Source organism: Arenibacter sp. ARW7G5Y1, from assembly GCF_003201775.1.
Lineage (GTDB): Bacteria > Bacteroidota > Bacteroidia > Flavobacteriales > Flavobacteriaceae > Arenibacter.
This window is the reverse complement of sequence record NZ_QJJZ01000017.1, coordinates 17,306-36,109: the sequence shown is the minus strand read 5'-3', so window position 1 is coordinate 36,109 and position 18,804 is coordinate 17,306. Positions and strand designations below refer to the sequence as shown.

Genomic DNA, 18,804 nt, shown 5'->3' with positions numbered 1-18,804 from the left:
CATGTCCATTACTTGGATTGCCCCGGCAATAAAAAGAATATAATCATGACTTACAATATTCAACTAAATGGGTTTGAAACTAAACGTGGGTTTCCCAATGGCTGTAGTCCCAATAAAAATTTGGAATTATTGGGTCAAATCGAATTTAGGGATACCGGCAATATTTCAGCTTGAGAATGGTAGGAGATATATGTTGTCCTTTACGGATTTTGAACCTTCTGAAACAACAGCCATGGTTTTGGGCTATCTGTTCAAAAATATTTTAAAAAGAAGTCAGATTGTTAATTTGTCATAGGTTAGGCGTCATGAAAAAATGTAAGGGGGAGTATGTGGATGTATCGGCAGTATCAATTTTTTAGTACGGCAAGGTTGTTGTTTCGGGCTTTTAATGGCAAGTTTTTCCCAGCCAGTGATCCTTGGGTTTAAAGTGGTTTTTTTCATTTCTTCAACGCCCAACATTTTAAAATTCTATGTATGTTTGAATAAATATGTTGAACTATGGGTCTTAAAGTTGTTATGGGTACAATGATTGTTGTTGTATTTACGTTCCTTTCGTGTAAAATGGAAACGAAACCATCCCATGTGGGTTCGGCCGAAATATCAAAAACAATTGCCCCGCCAAATATTATTTATATCCTTGCCGATGATTTGGGGTACGGGGATCTTAGTGTATATGGACAAAAAAAATTTAAAACCCCCAACATAGACAAGTTGGCTGCCGAGGGTATGCTTTTTACCCAACATTATTCTGGGAGTACTGTTTGCGCCCCCTCAAGATCGGCACTTATGACCGGTATGCATACGGGGCATACGGTGGTTAGGGGGAATCATGAGGTTAGGCCGGAAGGACAGTATCCCATTCCTGATAGCACCCTTACCATAGCCGAAGTCTTAAAGACAGTTGGTTATAGGACAGGGGCCTTTGGAAAATGGGGATTGGGATATCCTGGGTCTGAGGGTGACCCCAATAACCAAGGATTTGACACCTTTTATGGCTATAATTGTCAACGATTAGGGCATAATTACTATCCTTATCATTTATGGTCCAATCAAGACTCGATAGTGCTTCCGGAGAATTCGGGCAAGAAAAAAGGTATTTATGCTCCAGATCTCATCCATGAAAAGACCTTGCAATTTATTGAAGAGAATAAGGATAGACCTTTTTTTGCCTATGTTCCTTCTATAATTCCCCATGCAGAATTAATTGCACCTCCGGAAATACAAAATAAATTTAGTGGTAAATACTTACCTGAAAAAATATACAAAGGAACCGATGGGGGTCCAACTTATAAATTGGGGGGTTACGGTTCCCAACCCGAATCGCATGCCGCTTTCGCAGCTATGGTGAGTATCTTGGACGAACAGGTAGGTGAAATTGTTAAGAAGGTCGAGGATTTGGGAATTGCGGATAATACCCTTATAATCTTTACCTCCGACAATGGTCCGCATCTAGAGGGAGGGGCGGATCCTGATTATTTTGACAGTAATGGTCCTTTAAAAGGATATAAAAGAGACTTGTACGAAGGGGGAATTCGTGTCCCCATGATGGTAAAATGGCCCACAAGAATCAAACCGGGAACTATCACCGAGCATGTTTCCGCATTTTGGGATGTCTTTCCCACTTTGGCTGAAATAGCGGGGGTAAAGGATACTCCAGGTTTGGACGGGATTTCCTTATTGCCCACCTTGCTAGGTAAATCCGCTGAGCAGAAAGCGCACGGGTATCTGTATTGGGAGTTTCATGAAAAAGGGGGTAGACAAGCGGTACGAATGGGAGACTGGAAGGCGGTAAAGTACAATGTACTACAGAATCCTGATGCCCGGATAGAGCTATATGATCTTTCCAAGGATATTGGCGAGGAGAATAATGTGGCGGCCGATTTTCCTGAGATTGTGGCTAGGATTGAAAGGATTTTGGAAAATGCCAGGACTCCTTCAGAAGTATTTCTATTTGGAAAATCATAATATGGAAGTGGTAGGTAGCCGTGTCCCTTCAATTTAATTGTGGATTGATTTATTTGCCCACCGCTGTTGAAACATAGACCTGCCGGGGCGGTATCCTACATTTGGTCCAATAGCCATAACTTTATTTTGATAGCATAGGACATCAATTTATTGAAAAAAAATCTCCAAGCTTGTTTTATACTCTTAAAATTGGTGTAATTTTGGCGGACTATTATTCTGTTTGTACAGATAATGGGGTATTAGCTCAGTTGGTTTAGAGCGCTGCCTTGACAGGGCAGAGGTCACTGGTTCGAATCCAGTATGTCCCACAAAAACACCTCGATTTTATAGGTTACAATAAATCGAGTATTCTTTCCAAAGCCATGCCTCTTGATCCTTTTATCAAGATAGTACCGTTTTTTAGGGTGTTGGTATTGAGAATTTCCTTAAGATGGTCAAAGGATTTATATTTGTTAAGGTCGTTTTTTGTCTTGAAAAAGTTTTCCCCAATTAAAAACACATGGTCTAAATTCATTTGGGTGACTATATTGGCAATTTCCTGATGTTCTTTTTCCGCTGTATTTCCCAATTCGAACATGTCTCCTAAGAACGCAACCTTATTGTCCGCTTTCAATTGCTGAAAGTTGTCCAATGCGGCCTTCATACTTGTAGGGTTGGCATTATACGCATCCAGGATTATATGGTGGCCGTTTTTGTCTATTATTTGGGAACGATTATTTTGGGGAACGTAATTTTCAATCCCTTTTTTTATTTCATCCAGCGCAACGTTAAAGTATTTTCCAATTAAAATTGCGGCACAGCAATTGGTGAAATTATAACTGCCCACCAGTTGGGTTGTAATATGGACATCGCCAACGGCAATTTTAACAAATGGGTCGGCGCCTATAAATTTTATTTCAAAAAATTCGCTATTGTTTTGGCTATACCCGTATTTTTTTATGACCGTGGCCAGTTTTTCTTTCTGGATCGGGTCGTCTGCATTGTAAAAAATGGATCTGTCATGGCTTGTTAAAAAATTATAGAGTTCACTTTTTCCTTTTATTACCCCCTCCTCACTTCCAAAACCTTCTAGATGAGCCTTCCCGAAATTGGTAATATACCCGTAATCCGGCATCGCCAGCTTACATAAGAAATCTATTTCCTTAAGATGGTTGGCACCCATTTCAACGATGGCCATTTCCGTATCCGGGCTTATGGTAAGCAGAGTTAAGGGTACACCAATATGATTGTTTAGATTTCCCTTGGTGGCAATAGTCTTATATTTTTTGGATAGAACGGCGGTAATGAGCTCCTTGGTGGTGGTTTTGCCATTGCTTCCGGTAAGGCCGATTACCTTTGCTTTGCAATAATTTCGGTGATATTGGGATAGATTTTGTAGCGTTGTAAGTACATTTTCAACCAATATGGCCTTTTCGTGGCCTGCATATTCCTCTTCGTCGATTACGGCATATGCGGCGCCACTTTCCAGAGCCTGGAGGGCATAGGAGTTGCCATTGAAATTATCTCCCTTTAAAGCAAAAAATATGCAATTTGGACTTATTTTTCTAGTGTCTGTGCAGGCCTGTGGGAACTCCATAAAGAGTTGGTGCAGTTGTTCTATTGTCATAAATCTAAGATATAAAAAAAGCCCTTTTTAAAAAGGGCTTCTCTCTATATTTATTTAGTTGTTGAACCTATTTGGCTTTCTTGCCTCTAGGGGTTTTGTTTTTTGTTTTGGATTTGGAACCTACTCTAGACATGGCGCATCTAAATCCTATATAATCCGTTGCCATATATTGTGGTAAATACCTTCTTTGCGCTGGGTCCAACCAATAGGCCCTATCTCTCCAAGAACCTCCTTTGAAGACTCTGACCTCATCATTGATCAGTGAAGTTCTGTTATTGGATTTGTCATAAGCTCTCACAATATTGCCTGTAGAGTCTACCTGTACCTTGCTCACAGGAGCATCGTACATTTTTCTTTTGTTCTGTTCATCTTCGTCCTCTTCATTAAACCTATCATAAAATCTGGTAGATCCCGGTTCACCGTCCCTATATCCACGATTGTCACTGGATGAGAAGTTGGTTCTCAAGAAGGTTTCCTCTTCATCAATTGGCACCATTTTTATTTCCCCTGGCAAGTTTACAGCTACTACTTTACCATTGGGTAGGGTGTCATAGATAATAGAGTCGCGTATTACATTTACTTTTCCGTCTTTTCCAATGGCTGTTTTCATATAAACGTTTCCTCGGAAATAATTAAAGTCACTAACTTCATCGTCTACTATAGGTCTATATACATCCGCAACCCATTCGGCTACGTTTCCTGCCATATCATATAATCCAAAATCATTGGGCTTGTACGATTTAACTTCCGCAGTAATATCTGCTCCGTCATCGGACCATCCTGCAATTCCACCGTAATCTCCTTTTCCTTGTTTAAAGTTGGCCAATTGATCTCCTCTACCAACTCTTTGACCGTTTCTTGTATAATCTCCTTCCCAAGGATATTTTTTTCTACCTCTATAGTTATTGTATTCCCTACTACCAATCTGAGCCTGCGCCGCATATTCCCATTCAGTTTCTGTAGGCAATCTATATTCAGGTAAGATGATCCCTGAGCTTCTTTTGGCAAAGACAGAAACTGAATCTTTTTTCTTCTTTCCCTGTAAGGAGTCTATCTGTCCGTTGTATACAGATTCCGGTCTATTTAAATACGCTTCTGTGCTAAAGCCACCTTCTGCTTCACCATTAATTACTTTGTATTTGGCTTCCTCAGAAAGATAGCCTTCCCTTTCCAGCATTACCTCATTAACACGGTCTGTTCTCCATTCGGCAAATTGGGTAGCTTGTATCCAATTAACACCAACCACGGGATATTCCGCATAAGCTGGATGGCGCAAATAGTTATTCGTCATAGTTTCGTTGAATCCCAACCTGTTTCTCCAAACCAATGTATCAGGCAATGCACCAGTGTAAATATGTACATATTTTGGGTTTTCTGGAGGGTAAACACTCTTCAGGTAATCCAAATATTCCAAATACATTACGTTGGTAACTTCGGTCTCATCCATATAGAAAGACTGCACGTGCTGGGAGGTAGGGGTGTTGTTCCATTCGTGCATCACATCATCTTGAACCTGACCTTTTGTAAAGGTACCACCTTCTACAAACACTAAACCAGGGGCAGTTTCCTGCTCTTTAAAGTCTGAATTGTACTGAAATCCACCTTCCTTGGCGTTAATATTCCAGCCTGTAGCCCTTGAAACATTTTTAGAGGATGATGAGTTTTTACAGCTTGAAAAACCACCAGCTACTATAGCGCAAGAGAGTACAACTTTGATGAATTGTTTTTTCATAATTAGGACTTGAGTTCAAAAGACAAACTTCTTTTTAAAGGAGTTTGCGATTCATATTTTATTAATATTTTATGTCGCTTTCGGCATTTAGAACGATGATTAAGGCATAATATTTTGTTAAATGAAAAAAAATTGATCATTTATTTAACATGCAAAGAGCATCGCTTAACATGAATAACGACTTAAAATTTAATATAGTATGGTTAATTGATAATTCTTTGAAAAATATCAACTAAAATCCATCACAATGATACAATATAGTACATTGATCATTCTTATGTATAGTATGATATTGTAAAATGAATTTAAATCCCGATTTTTTTAATGGATTATATAAGATATTCAGAAAAAGAACGTTTGACTATAATGAACCGGGATAATTTTATTTGGGTTCTTTTGGATGACTATGGAAACCAAATCTTAATTTTAACAAGTAAAAATGAAAAAATTATCAATACTTTTCTTGCTTTTCTTGGTGTTTAGAGTTGCTGCTCAGGAAGATAGGGTGATTACTACCGCTGTCCCATTTTTGACGATTGCTGCAGATGCCAGGGCATCAGGTATGGGGGATATGGGGGTTGCAACATCTACTGATGCTTTCTCCCAACAATGGAATCCGGCAAAATTTGCCTTCGCTGAAAGGAAAATGGGAATTGGATTGAGTTATACCCCTTATTTGGAAAGTATAATCACGGATATTGCCTTGTTGAGTGCAAACTTTCACAACAAGATCAACGATAGAAGTGCCTTTGCCTTTAGTATCAGATACTTTACCTTAGGGGAAATAGAACTTAGGCAATTTGCAGGGGACCAGGCAAGATTGGCCAAGCCCAACGAATTGGCTTTTGATGGTTCCTATTCTTTAAAACTTAGTGAAACATTTTCTATGGCAGTTAGCGGGCGATTTATTAGCTCAAACCTTAAATTGCCTGATAATGGCAGTGAGGATTCCAAGGCGGCAAGTTCATTTGCTGTGGATGTTTCCGCTTACTATCGCTCTAGGGAAATTGCTTATAATAGTTTTGATGGCCGATGGAGGGCCGGCTTCAATATTTCAAATTTAGGGAGCAAGATAAAGTATGACGATGCTGGGCAGGAAAATTTCCTTCCTACCAATTTGAAAGCTGGTTTTGGCTTCGATTTTATTTTGGACCAGGATAATGTGCTTGGACTTACCACTGAATTTAATAAACTATTGGTGCCTACCCCGCAGGATTATAATGAGGACGGGGTAATTAATGGAACGGATAATGACGAGTATCAACAGACCACTTTTTTTGAAGGGGTCTTTAAATCATTTGGCGATGCACCTGATGGTTTTAGTGAGGAGTTGAAGGAATTTACTTGGGCACTGGGTGCAGAATATACCTACCAAAATGCTTTTATGTTAAGAACGGGATATTTTAATGAGAGCGATTTAAAGGGGTCAAGAAAATTTTTCACCTTGGGCGCCGGTTTTAGATTTAAGTCGGCCCAGGTAGACCTGTCTTATTTGTTCTCAACTTCACAGGTCAGAAACCCTTTGGAGAATACACTTAGGTTTTCGCTCACATTCAATTTAGGAGAAGAATTCTTGAACGATTAAGTTGCTATAAATCATATAGTTTATAAACAAAACCTGCCTTCAAGCAGGTTTTGTTTATTTTTACTAAATTCTATAATGCTAAATATCTATGAAACTACGTAAGATCGGGTTTGATCTCATGGTCTATGAATCTGTGGACGAGCTGGAAAAGGAGGATCAAATCTTAATGATCGAAGCAGTGAAGGCGAGAAATAACGCCTATTCCCCTTATTCAAAATTCAATGTTGGGGCAGCAGTTTTATTGGATAATGATGAAATTGTAATTGGCAACAATCAGGAAAATGCCTCGTATCCCTCCGGTTTGTGCGCGGAAAGGGTAGCTATATTTTATGCTTCTGCCAAATTTCCAGGTATTGGTATCAAGGCCATTGCCATAAGCGCCACTTCCAAAAATTTTGTGGTGGATAAGCCCGCCGCTCCTTGCGGTAATTGCAGACAGTCTATTTCGGAATATGAAATAAAACAACTTCGGCCTATATCTATAATTATGTCCGGGGAAACCGGAGAGATTTTAAAATGTAAGTCTGTTTCCGATATTCTGCCGTTGGCCTTTAGTAGTGCATTCCTTGGGTAGGAGACGAAGATAAAACATTATAACTTTAGCCTATTGGTATTTCCCAATTATTCCCTTTTTTGTTTTTTATAATCCCTTTGTAGGAAGCTTTTGATTTAATTTTTTTTCCTATTGATTTATATATGTATTTTTGTTTTCCGTTTCTGTCTTAAACTTGTTTTTGTTCGGAGCGTATTACTACATAAATTATCAATTAATGGAAAAAATAACCAAAGAGGTCTACCTTAAATGGTATGAGGACATGTTGTTCTGGAGAAAGTTTGAAGATAAACTGGCTGCAGTCTATATTCAGCAAAAAGTTCGTGGATTTTTACATCTTTATAATGGGCAGGAAGCGGTTCTTGCGGGAGCATTACATGCAATGGATCTTAGCAAGGATAGAATGATTACTGCTTATAGGAATCACGTTCAGCCAATAGGTATGGGGGTTGATCCCAAAAAAGTTATGGCAGAGCTCTATGGTAAAGTTACGGGAACCTCAAAGGGAATGGGGGGTTCCATGCATATTTTTTCCAAAGAGCATCGTTTTTATGGCGGTCATGGTATTGTTGGTGGCCAGATTCCCTTGGGAGCTGGATTGGCTTTTGCAGACAAGTATTTTAAAAGGGATGCTGTAACACTATGCTATATGGGAGATGGTGCCGTTAGACAGGGATCGCTCCATGAAAGCTTTAACTTGGCAATGCTTTGGCAATTGCCAGTTGTTTTTGTTTGTGAAAACAATGGTTATGCCATGGGTACATCGGTGGCCAGAACCTCCCATTCAACGGAGATTTGGAAGTTGGGATTGGGATATGAAATGCCATGTGGACCAGTAGATGGAATGGATCCGGTAACGGTTGCCAAAGAGATGAGTAAGGCTATAGAGCGTGCCAGATCCGGAGGCGGTCCTACATTTCTGGAAATGAAAACCTACAGGTATAGAGGTCACTCCATGTCCGATGCCCAGCATTATAGGACTAAGGAGGAGGTAGAAGAATACAAGAAGATCGACCCGATATCGCAAGTGTTGGCTATTATTAAGGAAAACAAATATGCCACGGATGCTCAGATAAAAGAGATAGATACCCGAGTTAAAAAGTTGGTTTCGGAGTGTGAAAAATTTGCAGAGGAATCGGATTATCCTCCTATAAATCAATTATATGATATGGTATACGATCAAGAGGACTATCCATTTGTAAAACATAAAATATAGGTAAATGGCAGAGGTAATAAATATGCCAAGACTTAGCGATACCATGGAAGAAGGGACCGTTGCTAAGTGGCTAAAACAAGTAGGCGACAAGATAGAAGAAGGTGATATTTTGGCGGAAATTGAAACCGACAAAGCCACCATGGAGTTCGAATCTTTTAATGAAGGAACTTTATTATATATAGGTATTAAGGAAGGTGATACGGCCCCAGTGGATTCACTTTTGGCCATAATTGGTGAAAAAGGTGAGGATGTCTCCGAGTTGATAAATGGTGCAAATTCTGATGCCAAGGAGGCAAAACAGGATGAGGCTGTTGACAAGAAGGAGGAAAAGGAAGCCCCTAAGTCTACAGGAGCCACTATCCCGGAAGGTGTCGAAATTATAAAGATGCCCCGTCTAAGTGATACTATGGAGGAAGGTACTGTGGCAACATGGTTGAAAAAAGTTGGGGATGAGGTTGAAGAAGGGGACATTCTTGCCGAAATTGAAACCGATAAGGCCACCATGGAGTTTGAATCTTTTTATTCAGGAATCCTTTTATATGTTGGAATCAAGGAAGGGGAAACAGCCCCGGTAGATTCTGTGCTTGCCGTAATTGGTCCAAAAGGAACAGATGTTGATGCTGTATTAAGTGCAGGATCAGATTCCGCTCCGGTAGAAGAAAATACTGCCAAGGAAACTAAGCAGGATGAAACTCCTTCCAATAGCGGCCAGGAATCGGCACCTATAACCGCTAATGATGGTCAAAGAATTTTTGCTTCCCCATTGGCCAAGAAAATTGCCAGGGATAAAGGAATAAACCTAGCGGATGTAAAAGGTAGTGGTGATCAAGGAAGAATTATAAAGAAAGACATAGAGGATTATCAGCCAAATCAAAAAGCTGCAGGGAAAGCGCTTCCTGCCCAGGAAAAAGCTTCCTCTCCACAAGCTGCTGTTGCGGCCCCAATTAATTTGCCGGTAGGGCAAGAGGGGACTGAGGAAGTGAAAAATTCTCAAATGCGCAAGGTAATAGCCAAGCGTTTGGGGGAATCGAAGTTTTCCGCGCCTCATTACTATTTGACGATAGAGGTTGATATGGATTATGCCAAGGTTTCAAGAGAGCAGATCAATGGTTTGCCAGACACCAAGGTATCCTTTAACGATATGGTAGTTAAGGCTTGTGCTATGGCGTTAAAAAAGCATCCACAGGTAAATACCTCATGGAACAATGAGACTACCAGATATAATCATCATATCCATATTGGGGTAGCCGTTGCGGTTGATGAAGGCCTTTTGGTACCTGTGCTTAAATTTGCAGATCAAATGACATTGACCCAAATAGGGGCCTCCGTGAAGGATTTGGCAGGAAAGGCAAGAAATAAGAAAATAAGTCCAGCGGAAATGGAGGGCAGTACTTTTACCGTCTCCAATCTTGGAATGTTTGGAATTTCTGAATTTACTTCTATTATTAACCAGCCCAATTCTGCAATACTATCAGTAGGGGCAATTGTCCAAAAACCAGTGGTCAAAAATGGTCAGATAGTGGTAGGCAATACGATGAAAGTAACCTTGGCCTGCGATCACCGAACCGTGGATGGAGCTACGGGAGCTCAGTTTTTGCAGACACTTAGGGCGTATTTGGAGAACCCGGTTACCATGTTGGCTTAAATTTATTATTTTAAACAATTATATAAAAAGCATCCTGATTTTCAGGATGCTTTTTTAACTTTAAGTCCTTTCTGGGTCTAGAGGGTTATAGGTATGCTTCCAAAGGATTCATAATTAATCATGACCTTTATGTAAAAATGGGAATAAAATACAATTCGTTTATATGACAAATAAAAATCAATTTATGAAAAACATTATAGGTCTAGCCATATTATCAATCGCATTGGGTTGTGGTGGCGCTAAAATAGATGAGTCGGTTGGTTCGGCAACAGGGACCAATGGTTCCGGTGCAATTGCCAAGGATGCCTCCGCAGTTCAGGGTAGCAAGGGAGTTTCTTCGGTAGTTTCAGTTTTTTCCACAGAAAAAAAGGTTGGGGAAATAATTTCCTATTTGGCTTCCGATGAACTAAAGGGGCGTGAAGCCGGTAGTGAAGGAATAGAAATGGCAGCCGGATATATAGAAAACATTTTTAAAAGTAATGGAATTGATCCCTTCTTTAAAAATTACAGGGATACGTTGGCCAATTTTGAAAAACCGGCATACAATATAGTTGGATTTATTGAAGGAACGGACAAACATTTGAAAAACGAGTTTGTTATAATCGGCGCCCATTATGACCATATTGGTTCTGCTGATGTGGTCGCCAATGATCATATTGCCAATGGGGCCAATGACAATGCCTCCGGTACAACCGCGGTTTTGGAATTTGCACGGTATTTTGGGAAGTTAAAGAATAATAAACGGAGTGTAATTTTTGCCTTGTTCAGTGCAGAGGAAAAGGGTTTATTGGGATCCAAACACTTGGCAAAACGGCTAAAGGACCAAAATTTGGATCTCTATACCATGCTGAATTTTGAAATGGTGGGGGTTCCCTTGGTGGGGAAAGATTATTTTATGTATGTAACGGGATATGAAGAATCCAATTTGGCGGATATTAGCAATACCTATGCCCAAGAAAAATTAGTTGGATTTCTCCCTACGGCAAAGGAATACAATCTGTTTAAAAGATCGGATAACTATCCATTTCATTTGGAGTTTGGAGTTCCTTCCCAAACCTTTTGTACCTTCGATTTTACCAATTTCGACCACTATCATAAGGTAGGCGACGAGGTCTCTATAATGGATTTTGGACATATGGCCTTATTGGTAAATAAGACCATTCCTGTTTTGGAAGGTATTATTAATGCCCCTAGGAGGGAGATAGAATATAACTAATGGCGAATATTATAATTACAGGTAGTAGTAGGGGGATTGGTTTTCAATTGGCACAGTTGTTTGCAAATGAAGGACATAAAGTGTTGGCACTATCTAGAAATAATGCCCCGATTGCCGCATTAAATCATCCTAATATCTCCAGTTTCCCCTTTGATTTGGGCAAAGGGTCCAATTATAACCAACTGGACGAGTTTCTTAAAAATAACTGGAAACAGGTCGATGTCCTTATAAACAACGCGGGTAAATTACTGAACAGACCTTTTTTGGAAACTTCCATGGAAGCATTTGAAGAGGTCTATAAAGTGAATGTTTTTGGAGTTGCCAATATCACCAAAAGAATTATTCCCTTAATGCCCAAAGAGGGTCATGTGGTTACTATTAGTTCCATGGGGGGAGTACAGGGTAGTGTGAAGTTTGCAGGCTTATCCGCCTATAGTTCCAGCAAAGGTGCCGTAATTACAATGACAGAATTGTGGGCAGAAGAATTTAAGGAAACGGGACCATCATTCAATGTATTGGCCTTGGGGGCGGTACAGACCGAAATGTTGGAGGAGGCCTTTCCTGGATATAAGGCTCCTACCACTGCTCTGGAAATGGCTACCTATATTAAGGACTTTGCACTTACCGGTCATAAACTTTACAATGGAAAATTACTACAGGTGTCCAACTCAACACCTTAATTCTTATAAAGCCAATGAAAGATTATAAGTGTGTTATTTTCGATTGTGATGGGGTATTGGTAGACAGTGAGCTGTTGGGGAACCAGGTATTTGTGGATATGGCCAATGAACATGGTGCTGGGATAGATATATCCTATGCCATGTGGCATTTTAAAGGTGGGTTTTTAAATGATAGTATTAAACAGCTAGAGACAATTTTACAAAAGGAATTGCCTTCGGGGTTTGAAAGTGAATATAGGCAAAGGTCCTACGAGGTGTTTTCTACCCACTTGAAGCCTGTGGAAGGAGTTGAACAGGTCTTGAACAAATTGACAGTTCCATTTTGCGTTGCATCCAGTGGACCACAGGAAAAAATCAAAAGGAATTTGGCTACGGCCGGTCTGTCCTCTTATTTTAAAAACAATATCTTTAGTTGTTATGACATTGGAAAATGGAAGCCCGACCCAGCTATTTATTTACATGCGTCAAAAACCATGGGTTATGATCCAAACGAGTGCTTGGTGATAGAGGATTCCTTTAAGGGGGCTAAGGCAGCTACCTCAGGAGGATTTGATGTTTACGGCTATACGCTGTTGAACGAGGATCCCGATTTTGAGAATGAAGTGACCAAAACCTTTGAGGAAATGACCGAACTTATTTCCTTACTGAATTTAAAGTAGACAACTTCTTATCATATTATTACGTCTTTGCGGGTTTGTTGCCCGAAATTAGGGTGGCTATTATCTTGGTTTGGGGGAACTGCTCCAGAATAATCTTGATAAAAACGGTTATTGGAATGGCCATGATCAATCCGGGTACTCCCCAAATATATCCCCATAGCATCAACATCACCAATACGGTAATGATATTTATGGAAAAAGATTTTCCCATAAATATGGGTTCCAGAATGGATCCAAACAACACCTGTACCCCGGTAATGGAAATCACAAAGAACAGGAGGGTACTTGTTGGTTCCAGTTCCACAAAGGCAAAAATGGCTAAAAGCACAACGGAAATAATGGAGCCGACCATCTGAACAAAATTGATGGCAAAGGCGAACAAGCCCCAAAATATTGGAAAGCTGACGTCGAAGAACACGCAGGCCAGCCCAATTCCGATTCCCGTAAAAAGACTAACCAAAAATTTGACTTTTATAAATTTAATTAGGTCTCTTTCAACTTTTACAAACGTTTTGACCGAGGTGTGCTTTTGTTTTAGTATGGTATTGTTCATTAATTTTTGAACGTTTATTGATTCTGCCAACCAAAGCACAACGAAAAACACGGTCATTAATATCATGGTGACCGTATTGCCAATAAAATCCAAGGTGGTCCCAAAATTCTTCATCATACTTTCCTTGGGAATAAAATTGTTGATGATGTTCTCCTCTTTGGAATAGGGTATTCCAAGATAATCTTCCATACCCAATAACAGGGCTTCCAATTTGGTCTCTGCTTTTTGGAAAAAGGCATTGTCTGCATTCAATATTTCCTTGCTAGTAAGTTGTATTAGTTCCCCGCCAATTTTTAAGGTGCCGATGAAAATGAGTATAACTATAACGATACTGACAGGTTTGGATACCTTCTTTTTGTTGAGCCAGCGCATGATGGGTAGGAACAACAATGCAATGAACATAGAGAAGATGAGGGGGATAAAAATAAATGAGAGAAGCTTTAGTAAGTAAAACACTAGGGGGATTACTATAATAAGCAATAACTTATTGGTGGTTCTTAACTCGTTCATAATTATAATAATAGTTTGTTTTTCGTTGTGTTCAACGGGAATGCAAAGTTAGTGGAAAGAAGTTGTCTTTAATCGTTAATAAAAGTGTAAATATTCTTATGGATACATTTTTTTTTGGTTTCGTTAATTGTATTTTGTATTTAATTATTGGTTAAGGCATTAAGGAATCTTAAAATTTCTAATTTTGTTACTATGCAGGACACTTTGAATAAGTATCTTCCTGAACGGGCGGTAAGTTTAAGTATGGAGCTTATAAAGGAAAATGGAGTACATCTTAAGATTGTGAATCAGCGTGTTACCCGTCATGGAGACTATAGGAGGATGCCCAACGGATCCCATCAGATTACCGTGAACGCCACTCTAAATAAATATCGATTCTTGATTACTTTGGTTCATGAGATAGCCCATTTGGTTGCTTTTGAAAAATATGGACGTAAAATAAAACCACACGGATTGGAGTGGAAAAGAACATTTCAATTTCTAATGTTGCCATTTTTAAGGCCTGAGGTTTTTCCAAACCATCTTTTACCCTTGTTGGCCAAGCATTTTAGAAACCCAAAAGCGAGTAGTGATACGGATGCTGGTCTGTCTTTGGCCCTGAAGCGTTTTGATGTACAGGATAGTGAAAAAACCTATATTTTTGAATTGCCCCACGGTAGTATTTTTAGGATATACAATGGAAAATTATTTCAAAAAAAGAATAAAAGGGTAAAGCGATACGAATGTATCGAAGTAGCTACTGGAAAGGTCTATCTATTTCAGCCCAATGCCGAGGTGGAGTTAATAAAAGATTAAGGGAAAACACTATGAATAAGAATTATTATGCAGTTTTGATGGCAGGTGGTTTAGGATCCAGATTTTGGCCAATAAGTACCACTGCGTATCCAAAACAGTTTCATGATATGTTGGGTACGGGCGATACCCTGATTCAAAAGACCTTTAAAAGGCTGGCGAAGTTTATCCCGATTGAAAATATTTTAATTTTGACCAATGAAAGATATAACGAATTGGTCTTGGAGCAATTACCGGAGGTTAAACAAGAACAAGTAGTTTTGGAGCCGACTATGCGCAATACGGCCCCATGTATATTATATGCAGCCTTAAAAATACAGAAAAAGAACCCGGATGCCGTTATGATGGTAGCTCCAAGTGACCATTGGATAGAGGACGAGGAAGCATTTGCCAAGGATGTTATAAGCTGCTTTGATAAGTGTGAAAAGGAAAAAGTCCTCTGCACTTTGGGAATAAAACCTACTTTTCCCAATACCGGCTTTGGGTATATAGAATTTGAAAAGAACGAAGGGGAACCATTAAAAAATGTTTTACAGTTTAGGGAGAAACCAGATTATGAAACGGCCAAGGGTTTCATAAAACAAGGTAATTTTTTGTGGAATGCCGGTATTTTTATGTGGAGCATAAAAACTATCGTGGATGCTTTTAAAAAATATCAACCAGAACAATACCATCTATTTATGAGCGGATGGAATTATTATAATACAGATCAGGAAAAGGCATTCATAAATGAAAATTACCCCAAGGCAGATAATGTTTCCATAGACTATGCCATTTTGGAACCATCCAATAATATATATGTCCTTCCAGCCACTTTTGATTGGAACGATCTTGGTACATGGGGTTCTTTATACGATAAATTGGATAAGGACGATAATAACAACGCTTTGGTGAATTGTCAAGTTTTGGCGGAAGATGCCCACGGGAATATGATTCGATCCCCAAAAGGAAAAATTATCGTTATTGATGGATTAAAAGACTATATTGTAGTAGACAAGGAAGAGGTTTTGCTCATATATCCAAAATCCAAGGAACAGGATATTAAAAAGGTACTTGCGAAAATTAAAGATAAATTTGGAGATCAGCTGGCTTAATTATGGAGGAAAATTTAAATAAGGACCAGAATCAGGAATTTCCTGAGGGAAGTGGACAGGACATTAAAAGAGATTTTAGAGGTCTTTTGGAAGGTGTTAAAGTATTTTTGGCCGATCTACTGGATATACGCAAGAATACGGATCAGGAGGCCACCAAAGAATCCATTGTTGCGGATATTCCTTTTAAAGGCCATACTTCCTGGATTTTAATATGTTCCATTTTTATTGCATCGGTTGGCCTTAATGCCAATTCTACGGCGGTTGTTATTGGTGCCATGTTAATCTCACCTTTAATGGGCCCTATTTTGGGCATGGGGCTATCCTTGGCAATCAATGACATTGACACCCTGAGGCGTTCGCTCAAGAATTTTGCGGTTATGGTGGCCTTAAGTGTTATTACCGCTTTTTTATTCTTTTATTTATTTCCCTTAAGGGATGAGTCATCGGAGTTGCTGGCAAGGACCGCTCCGGATATTAGGGATGTGCTAATTGCTTTTTTTGGTGGATTGGCATTGGTGATTGCCCGGGCAAAAAAAGGGACCATTGCCAGCGTTATATATGGGGTAGCCATTGCAACAGCCTTGATGCCCCCTTTATGTACCGTTGGTTTTGGTTTGGCCATTGGGAATTTTAGCTATGCCACCGGCGCCATGTACCTCTTTACCATAAATACTATTTTTATTGCACTGGCCACGTTTTTGGTTATAAAATTATTGCGTTTTCCCATGGTGCGCTATGCCAATTCGCAACGTAGAAGATTTATAGCCAGAATGGCATCCATAGTGGCCATTTTGGTCATGATTCCTGCCGGATTTACCTTTTACGATGTGTTTCAAGAGTCCTTGTTTAAAAAGGAGGCCAAGCAATTTGTGACCAACAATATTGTCCCTTATGAATTACCGGGAGAGGGTCGTTATTTAGAGAATTTGACCGATATTCAATACAATCATGGCGTGGATGGGTTTATAGAATTGGTTTTTATGGGGAACGAAACTATCCCCGACAATGTTATTGCAACTTGGAATACGCAAAAGAACACTTTTGATAAGCTTAAAAATGTAGAATTAAAAATAGTACAGGGATCTAAAAATCAGGAGCTGGATCAAATGAAGTATGTGAGCGAACTATATGAATCCAAAAAGGCGGAACTGCTAAGTAAAGAGCAGCAGATTCAGGTGTTAAAGGAGGAGGTAGGTAAAATGAGCAAGATAGTTGAACAACAGATTCCTTTTCAGGAAATTAGTGCCGAAGCCAAGACCAATTATGAGAATTTAACCAGTTTGGGCTTTTCCTATACCATAACAACGGATTTTAATAAACTGGATACCATTCCTGTTTTTAATGTACAGTGGAAAAAGGGATTACCGGCACAACAAATAAAAACCGATTCCAAAAAACTAACGGATTGGTTGCGACTAAGGCTCAAGAATTCGAAGATTCAAGTACGGGAAGAACAGAGTTAGTTCCTCTCTTCTATATACATCTGTCGCACCTTTTTAAATAATTCCGAAGAATAGACGAAATCGGTTACGGCTTCGTTATCTGTTTTAAAAATTTCCTTATTGCTGCCTTCCCATTCCTTTAGGCCATTTTTAAGGAAAATTATCTTCTCTCCGATTTCCATGACAGAATTCATGTCATGGGTGTTGATTACCGTAGTAATATTGTATTCTTGGGTAATTTCGTGGATAAGATTATCTATAAGGATGGCGGTTTTGGGATCCAGTCCCGAATTGGGTTCGTCACAAAATAAGTATTTTGGATTCATTACAATAGCCCTGGCTATGGCGACCCGCTTTTGCATTCCTCCCGATATTTCAGATGGATATTTGTTATTGGCATCAACAAGGTTTACCCGTTTTAGTACAAAATCTACCCGATCCTGCATTTCTGATTTCGATTGTTTGGTAAACATGCCCAGGGGAAACATAACATTGCCCTCTACGGTCATGGAGTCGAACAGCGCGCTACCTTGAAAAACCATTCCCATTTCCTGCCTTAAATTTCGCTGTTCACTGGCTGATAGTTCGGAATAGATTTTACCGTCGTAGCTAATAGTACCTTCATCTGGTGTAAAAAGACCTAAAAGACATTTTAAAAATACCGTTTTACCGGAGCCACTCTGTCCTATTATAAGATTGGTCTTGCCTTTTTCAAAATGGGAACTAATGCCTTTTAAAACATGACTTTCCCCAAAGGATTTGTGTATGTCGTCTACTTCTATCATTAGCCCAAAAGTAATTGCGTTAAAATATAATTTATAATGATGATCACAACACTTGTCCAAACAAAGGCTGTGGTGCTCGCCTTACCGACTTCCAAAGCCCCTCCCTTCATATAATACCCGTGAAAAGAAGGTATAGTGGCAATAATTAGTGCAAAAACTATCGATTTTATAAAGGAATAGGTGACATGGAAGGGAATAAAGTCCAATTGCAAACCTTCAACGAAGTCTGCACTGGAGCTAAACCCTCCAAAAACGCCGGCTGTCCAACCTCCAAAAATACCCACATACATGGCTATGGCAATAACAAAAGGATAGAACAACATTGCTATTATTTTCGGAAAAACCAAATAGTTTAAAGAATTTACTCCCATAATCTCCAAGGCATCGATTTGTTCCGTTACCCTCATTGTTCCAATACTGGATGTGATATAGGATCCAACCTTACCGGCCATAATAATAGAGGTGAAGGTGGGGGCAAATTCAAGGATAACCGATTGCCTAGTAGCAAACCCAATAAGATTTCGGGGTATAAGTGGGTTGGTGATGTTCAGGGCCGTCTGTATGGAGACTACACCTCCGATGAAAAAGGAAATGAAAATAATAATGCCCATGGAACCATAAACCAGTTCGTCTATTTCCTTTAATATTAGAGTTTTCATAATGGACCATTTGGTGGGTTTTTTGAAAACTTCCTTGATCATTATAAAATAGCTGCCGATTGATGCTATATAATTCATTCAATATAAATTACTGCTTAGGAATGTAAAAATA

The 18,804-nt window shown here is 39.4% G+C and carries 16 protein-coding genes and 1 tRNA gene; 12 read left to right on the top strand and 5 right to left on the bottom strand.

What is annotated here, in order from left to right:
- The first annotated feature begins 561 nt into the window (after nucleotides 1–561).
- Together C7972_RS19795 and C7972_RS19790 are read left to right on the top strand one after the other, a co-directional pair.
- Nucleotides 562–1,965, top strand: coding sequence for an arylsulfatase (locus tag C7972_RS19795; protein ID WP_258364906.1), 1,404 nt, complete (start codon nucleotides 562–564; stop codon nucleotides 1,963–1,965).
- Between the two features lie 233 nt (nucleotides 1,966–2,198).
- Nucleotides 2,199–2,273: transfer RNA gene (locus C7972_RS19790), tRNA-Val, on the top strand.
- Between the two features lie 23 nt (nucleotides 2,274–2,296).
- On the opposite strand, the gene murF is transcribed toward C7972_RS19790, so the two are convergent.
- Together murF and gldJ are read right to left on the bottom strand one after the other, a co-directional pair.
- Nucleotides 2,297–3,571 (bottom strand): UDP-N-acetylmuramoyl-tripeptide--D-alanyl-D-alanine ligase, encoded by a 1,275-nt coding sequence (murF, locus tag C7972_RS19785; RefSeq protein WP_110357905.1) that lies wholly within the window; start codon nucleotides 3,569–3,571, stop codon nucleotides 2,297–2,299.
- A gap of 67 nt (nucleotides 3,572–3,638) precedes the next feature.
- Nucleotides 3,639–5,303 (bottom strand): gliding motility lipoprotein GldJ, encoded by a 1,665-nt coding sequence (gldJ, locus tag C7972_RS19780; RefSeq protein ID WP_110357904.1) that lies wholly within the window; start codon nucleotides 5,301–5,303, stop codon nucleotides 3,639–3,641.
- Between the two features lie 439 nt (nucleotides 5,304–5,742).
- Between gldJ and porV the strand changes: the two genes are divergently transcribed.
- From porV to C7972_RS19745, 7 genes are all read left to right on the top strand, one after another.
- Nucleotides 5,743–6,888 carry a type IX secretion system outer membrane channel protein PorV gene (gene porV / locus C7972_RS19775; protein WP_110357903.1) on the top strand — a complete coding sequence of 382 codons (1,146 nt, stop codon included), beginning with the start codon at nucleotides 5,743–5,745 and terminating at the stop codon, nucleotides 6,886–6,888.
- 88 nt (nucleotides 6,889–6,976) lie between these two features.
- Complete coding sequence (gene cdd, locus C7972_RS19770; RefSeq protein WP_110357902.1) at nucleotides 6,977–7,462, top strand: cytidine deaminase; 486 nt, start codon at nucleotides 6,977–6,979, stop codon at nucleotides 7,460–7,462.
- Nucleotides 7,463–7,658: 196 nt separating this feature from the next.
- Complete coding sequence (pdhA, locus tag C7972_RS19765) at nucleotides 7,659–8,657, top strand: pyruvate dehydrogenase (acetyl-transferring) E1 component subunit alpha (protein ID WP_110357901.1); 999 nt, start codon at nucleotides 7,659–7,661, stop codon at nucleotides 8,655–8,657.
- A gap of 4 nt (nucleotides 8,658–8,661) precedes the next feature.
- Nucleotides 8,662–10,302 (top strand): pyruvate dehydrogenase complex dihydrolipoamide acetyltransferase, encoded by a 1,641-nt coding sequence (locus tag C7972_RS19760; protein WP_110357900.1) that lies wholly within the window; start codon nucleotides 8,662–8,664, stop codon nucleotides 10,300–10,302.
- Nucleotides 10,303–10,486: 184 nt separating this feature from the next.
- Nucleotides 10,487–11,518 carry a M28 family peptidase gene (locus tag C7972_RS19755; protein ID WP_110357940.1) on the top strand — a complete coding sequence of 344 codons (1,032 nt, stop codon included), beginning with the start codon at nucleotides 10,487–10,489 and terminating at the stop codon, nucleotides 11,516–11,518.
- Nucleotides 11,518–12,198: an SDR family oxidoreductase gene (locus tag C7972_RS19750; RefSeq protein WP_110357899.1), complete on the top strand. Its 681-nt coding sequence runs from the start codon at nucleotides 11,518–11,520 to the stop codon at nucleotides 12,196–12,198. The genes C7972_RS19755 and C7972_RS19750 overlap by 1 nt, the downstream gene beginning before the upstream one ends.
- A 14-nt stretch (nucleotides 12,199–12,212) precedes the next feature.
- Nucleotides 12,213–12,857 (top strand): HAD family phosphatase, encoded by a 645-nt coding sequence (locus tag C7972_RS19745; RefSeq protein ID WP_110357898.1) that lies wholly within the window; start codon nucleotides 12,213–12,215, stop codon nucleotides 12,855–12,857.
- A 19-nt stretch (nucleotides 12,858–12,876) separates the two neighbouring features.
- Here the strand turns inward: C7972_RS19745 and C7972_RS19740 are convergent, their stop codons facing one another.
- On the bottom strand, nucleotides 12,877–13,920 hold the full coding sequence (locus tag C7972_RS19740) for an AI-2E family transporter (protein ID WP_110357897.1): 1,044 nt from the start codon (nucleotides 13,918–13,920) through the stop codon (nucleotides 12,877–12,879).
- Between the two features lie 192 nt (nucleotides 13,921–14,112).
- Here C7972_RS19740 and C7972_RS19735 point away from each other — a divergent pair, with 192 nt between their 5' ends.
- From C7972_RS19735 to C7972_RS19725, 3 genes are read left to right on the top strand one after another with little or no spacing between them, the layout of a single operon-like run.
- Nucleotides 14,113–14,715 (top strand): SprT-like domain-containing protein, encoded by a 603-nt coding sequence (locus C7972_RS19735; RefSeq protein WP_110357896.1) that lies wholly within the window; start codon nucleotides 14,113–14,115, stop codon nucleotides 14,713–14,715.
- Nucleotides 14,716–14,726: 11 nt separating this feature from the next.
- Nucleotides 14,727–15,806, top strand: a complete 1,080-nt coding sequence (locus C7972_RS19730; protein WP_110357895.1) for a mannose-1-phosphate guanylyltransferase — start codon at nucleotides 14,727–14,729, stop codon at nucleotides 15,804–15,806.
- Between the two features lie 2 nt (nucleotides 15,807–15,808).
- Nucleotides 15,809–17,269: a DUF389 domain-containing protein gene (locus tag C7972_RS19725; protein WP_110357894.1), complete on the top strand. Its 1,461-nt coding sequence runs from the start codon at nucleotides 15,809–15,811 to the stop codon at nucleotides 17,267–17,269.
- Here C7972_RS19725 and C7972_RS19720 read toward each other — a convergent pair.
- The gene (locus C7972_RS19720; protein ID WP_110357893.1) at nucleotides 17,266–18,033 is read right to left on the bottom strand and encodes an ABC transporter ATP-binding protein; all 768 of its coding nucleotides are present in this window, start codon (nucleotides 18,031–18,033) and stop codon (nucleotides 17,266–17,268) included. The genes C7972_RS19725 and C7972_RS19720 overlap by 4 nt on opposite strands.
- Nucleotides 18,033–18,770, bottom strand: coding sequence for an ABC transporter permease (locus C7972_RS19715; protein WP_110357892.1), 738 nt, complete (start codon nucleotides 18,768–18,770; stop codon nucleotides 18,033–18,035). Before C7972_RS19715 ends, C7972_RS19720 begins: the two co-directional genes overlap by 1 nt.
- Nucleotides 18,771–18,804 lie beyond the last annotated feature (34 nt).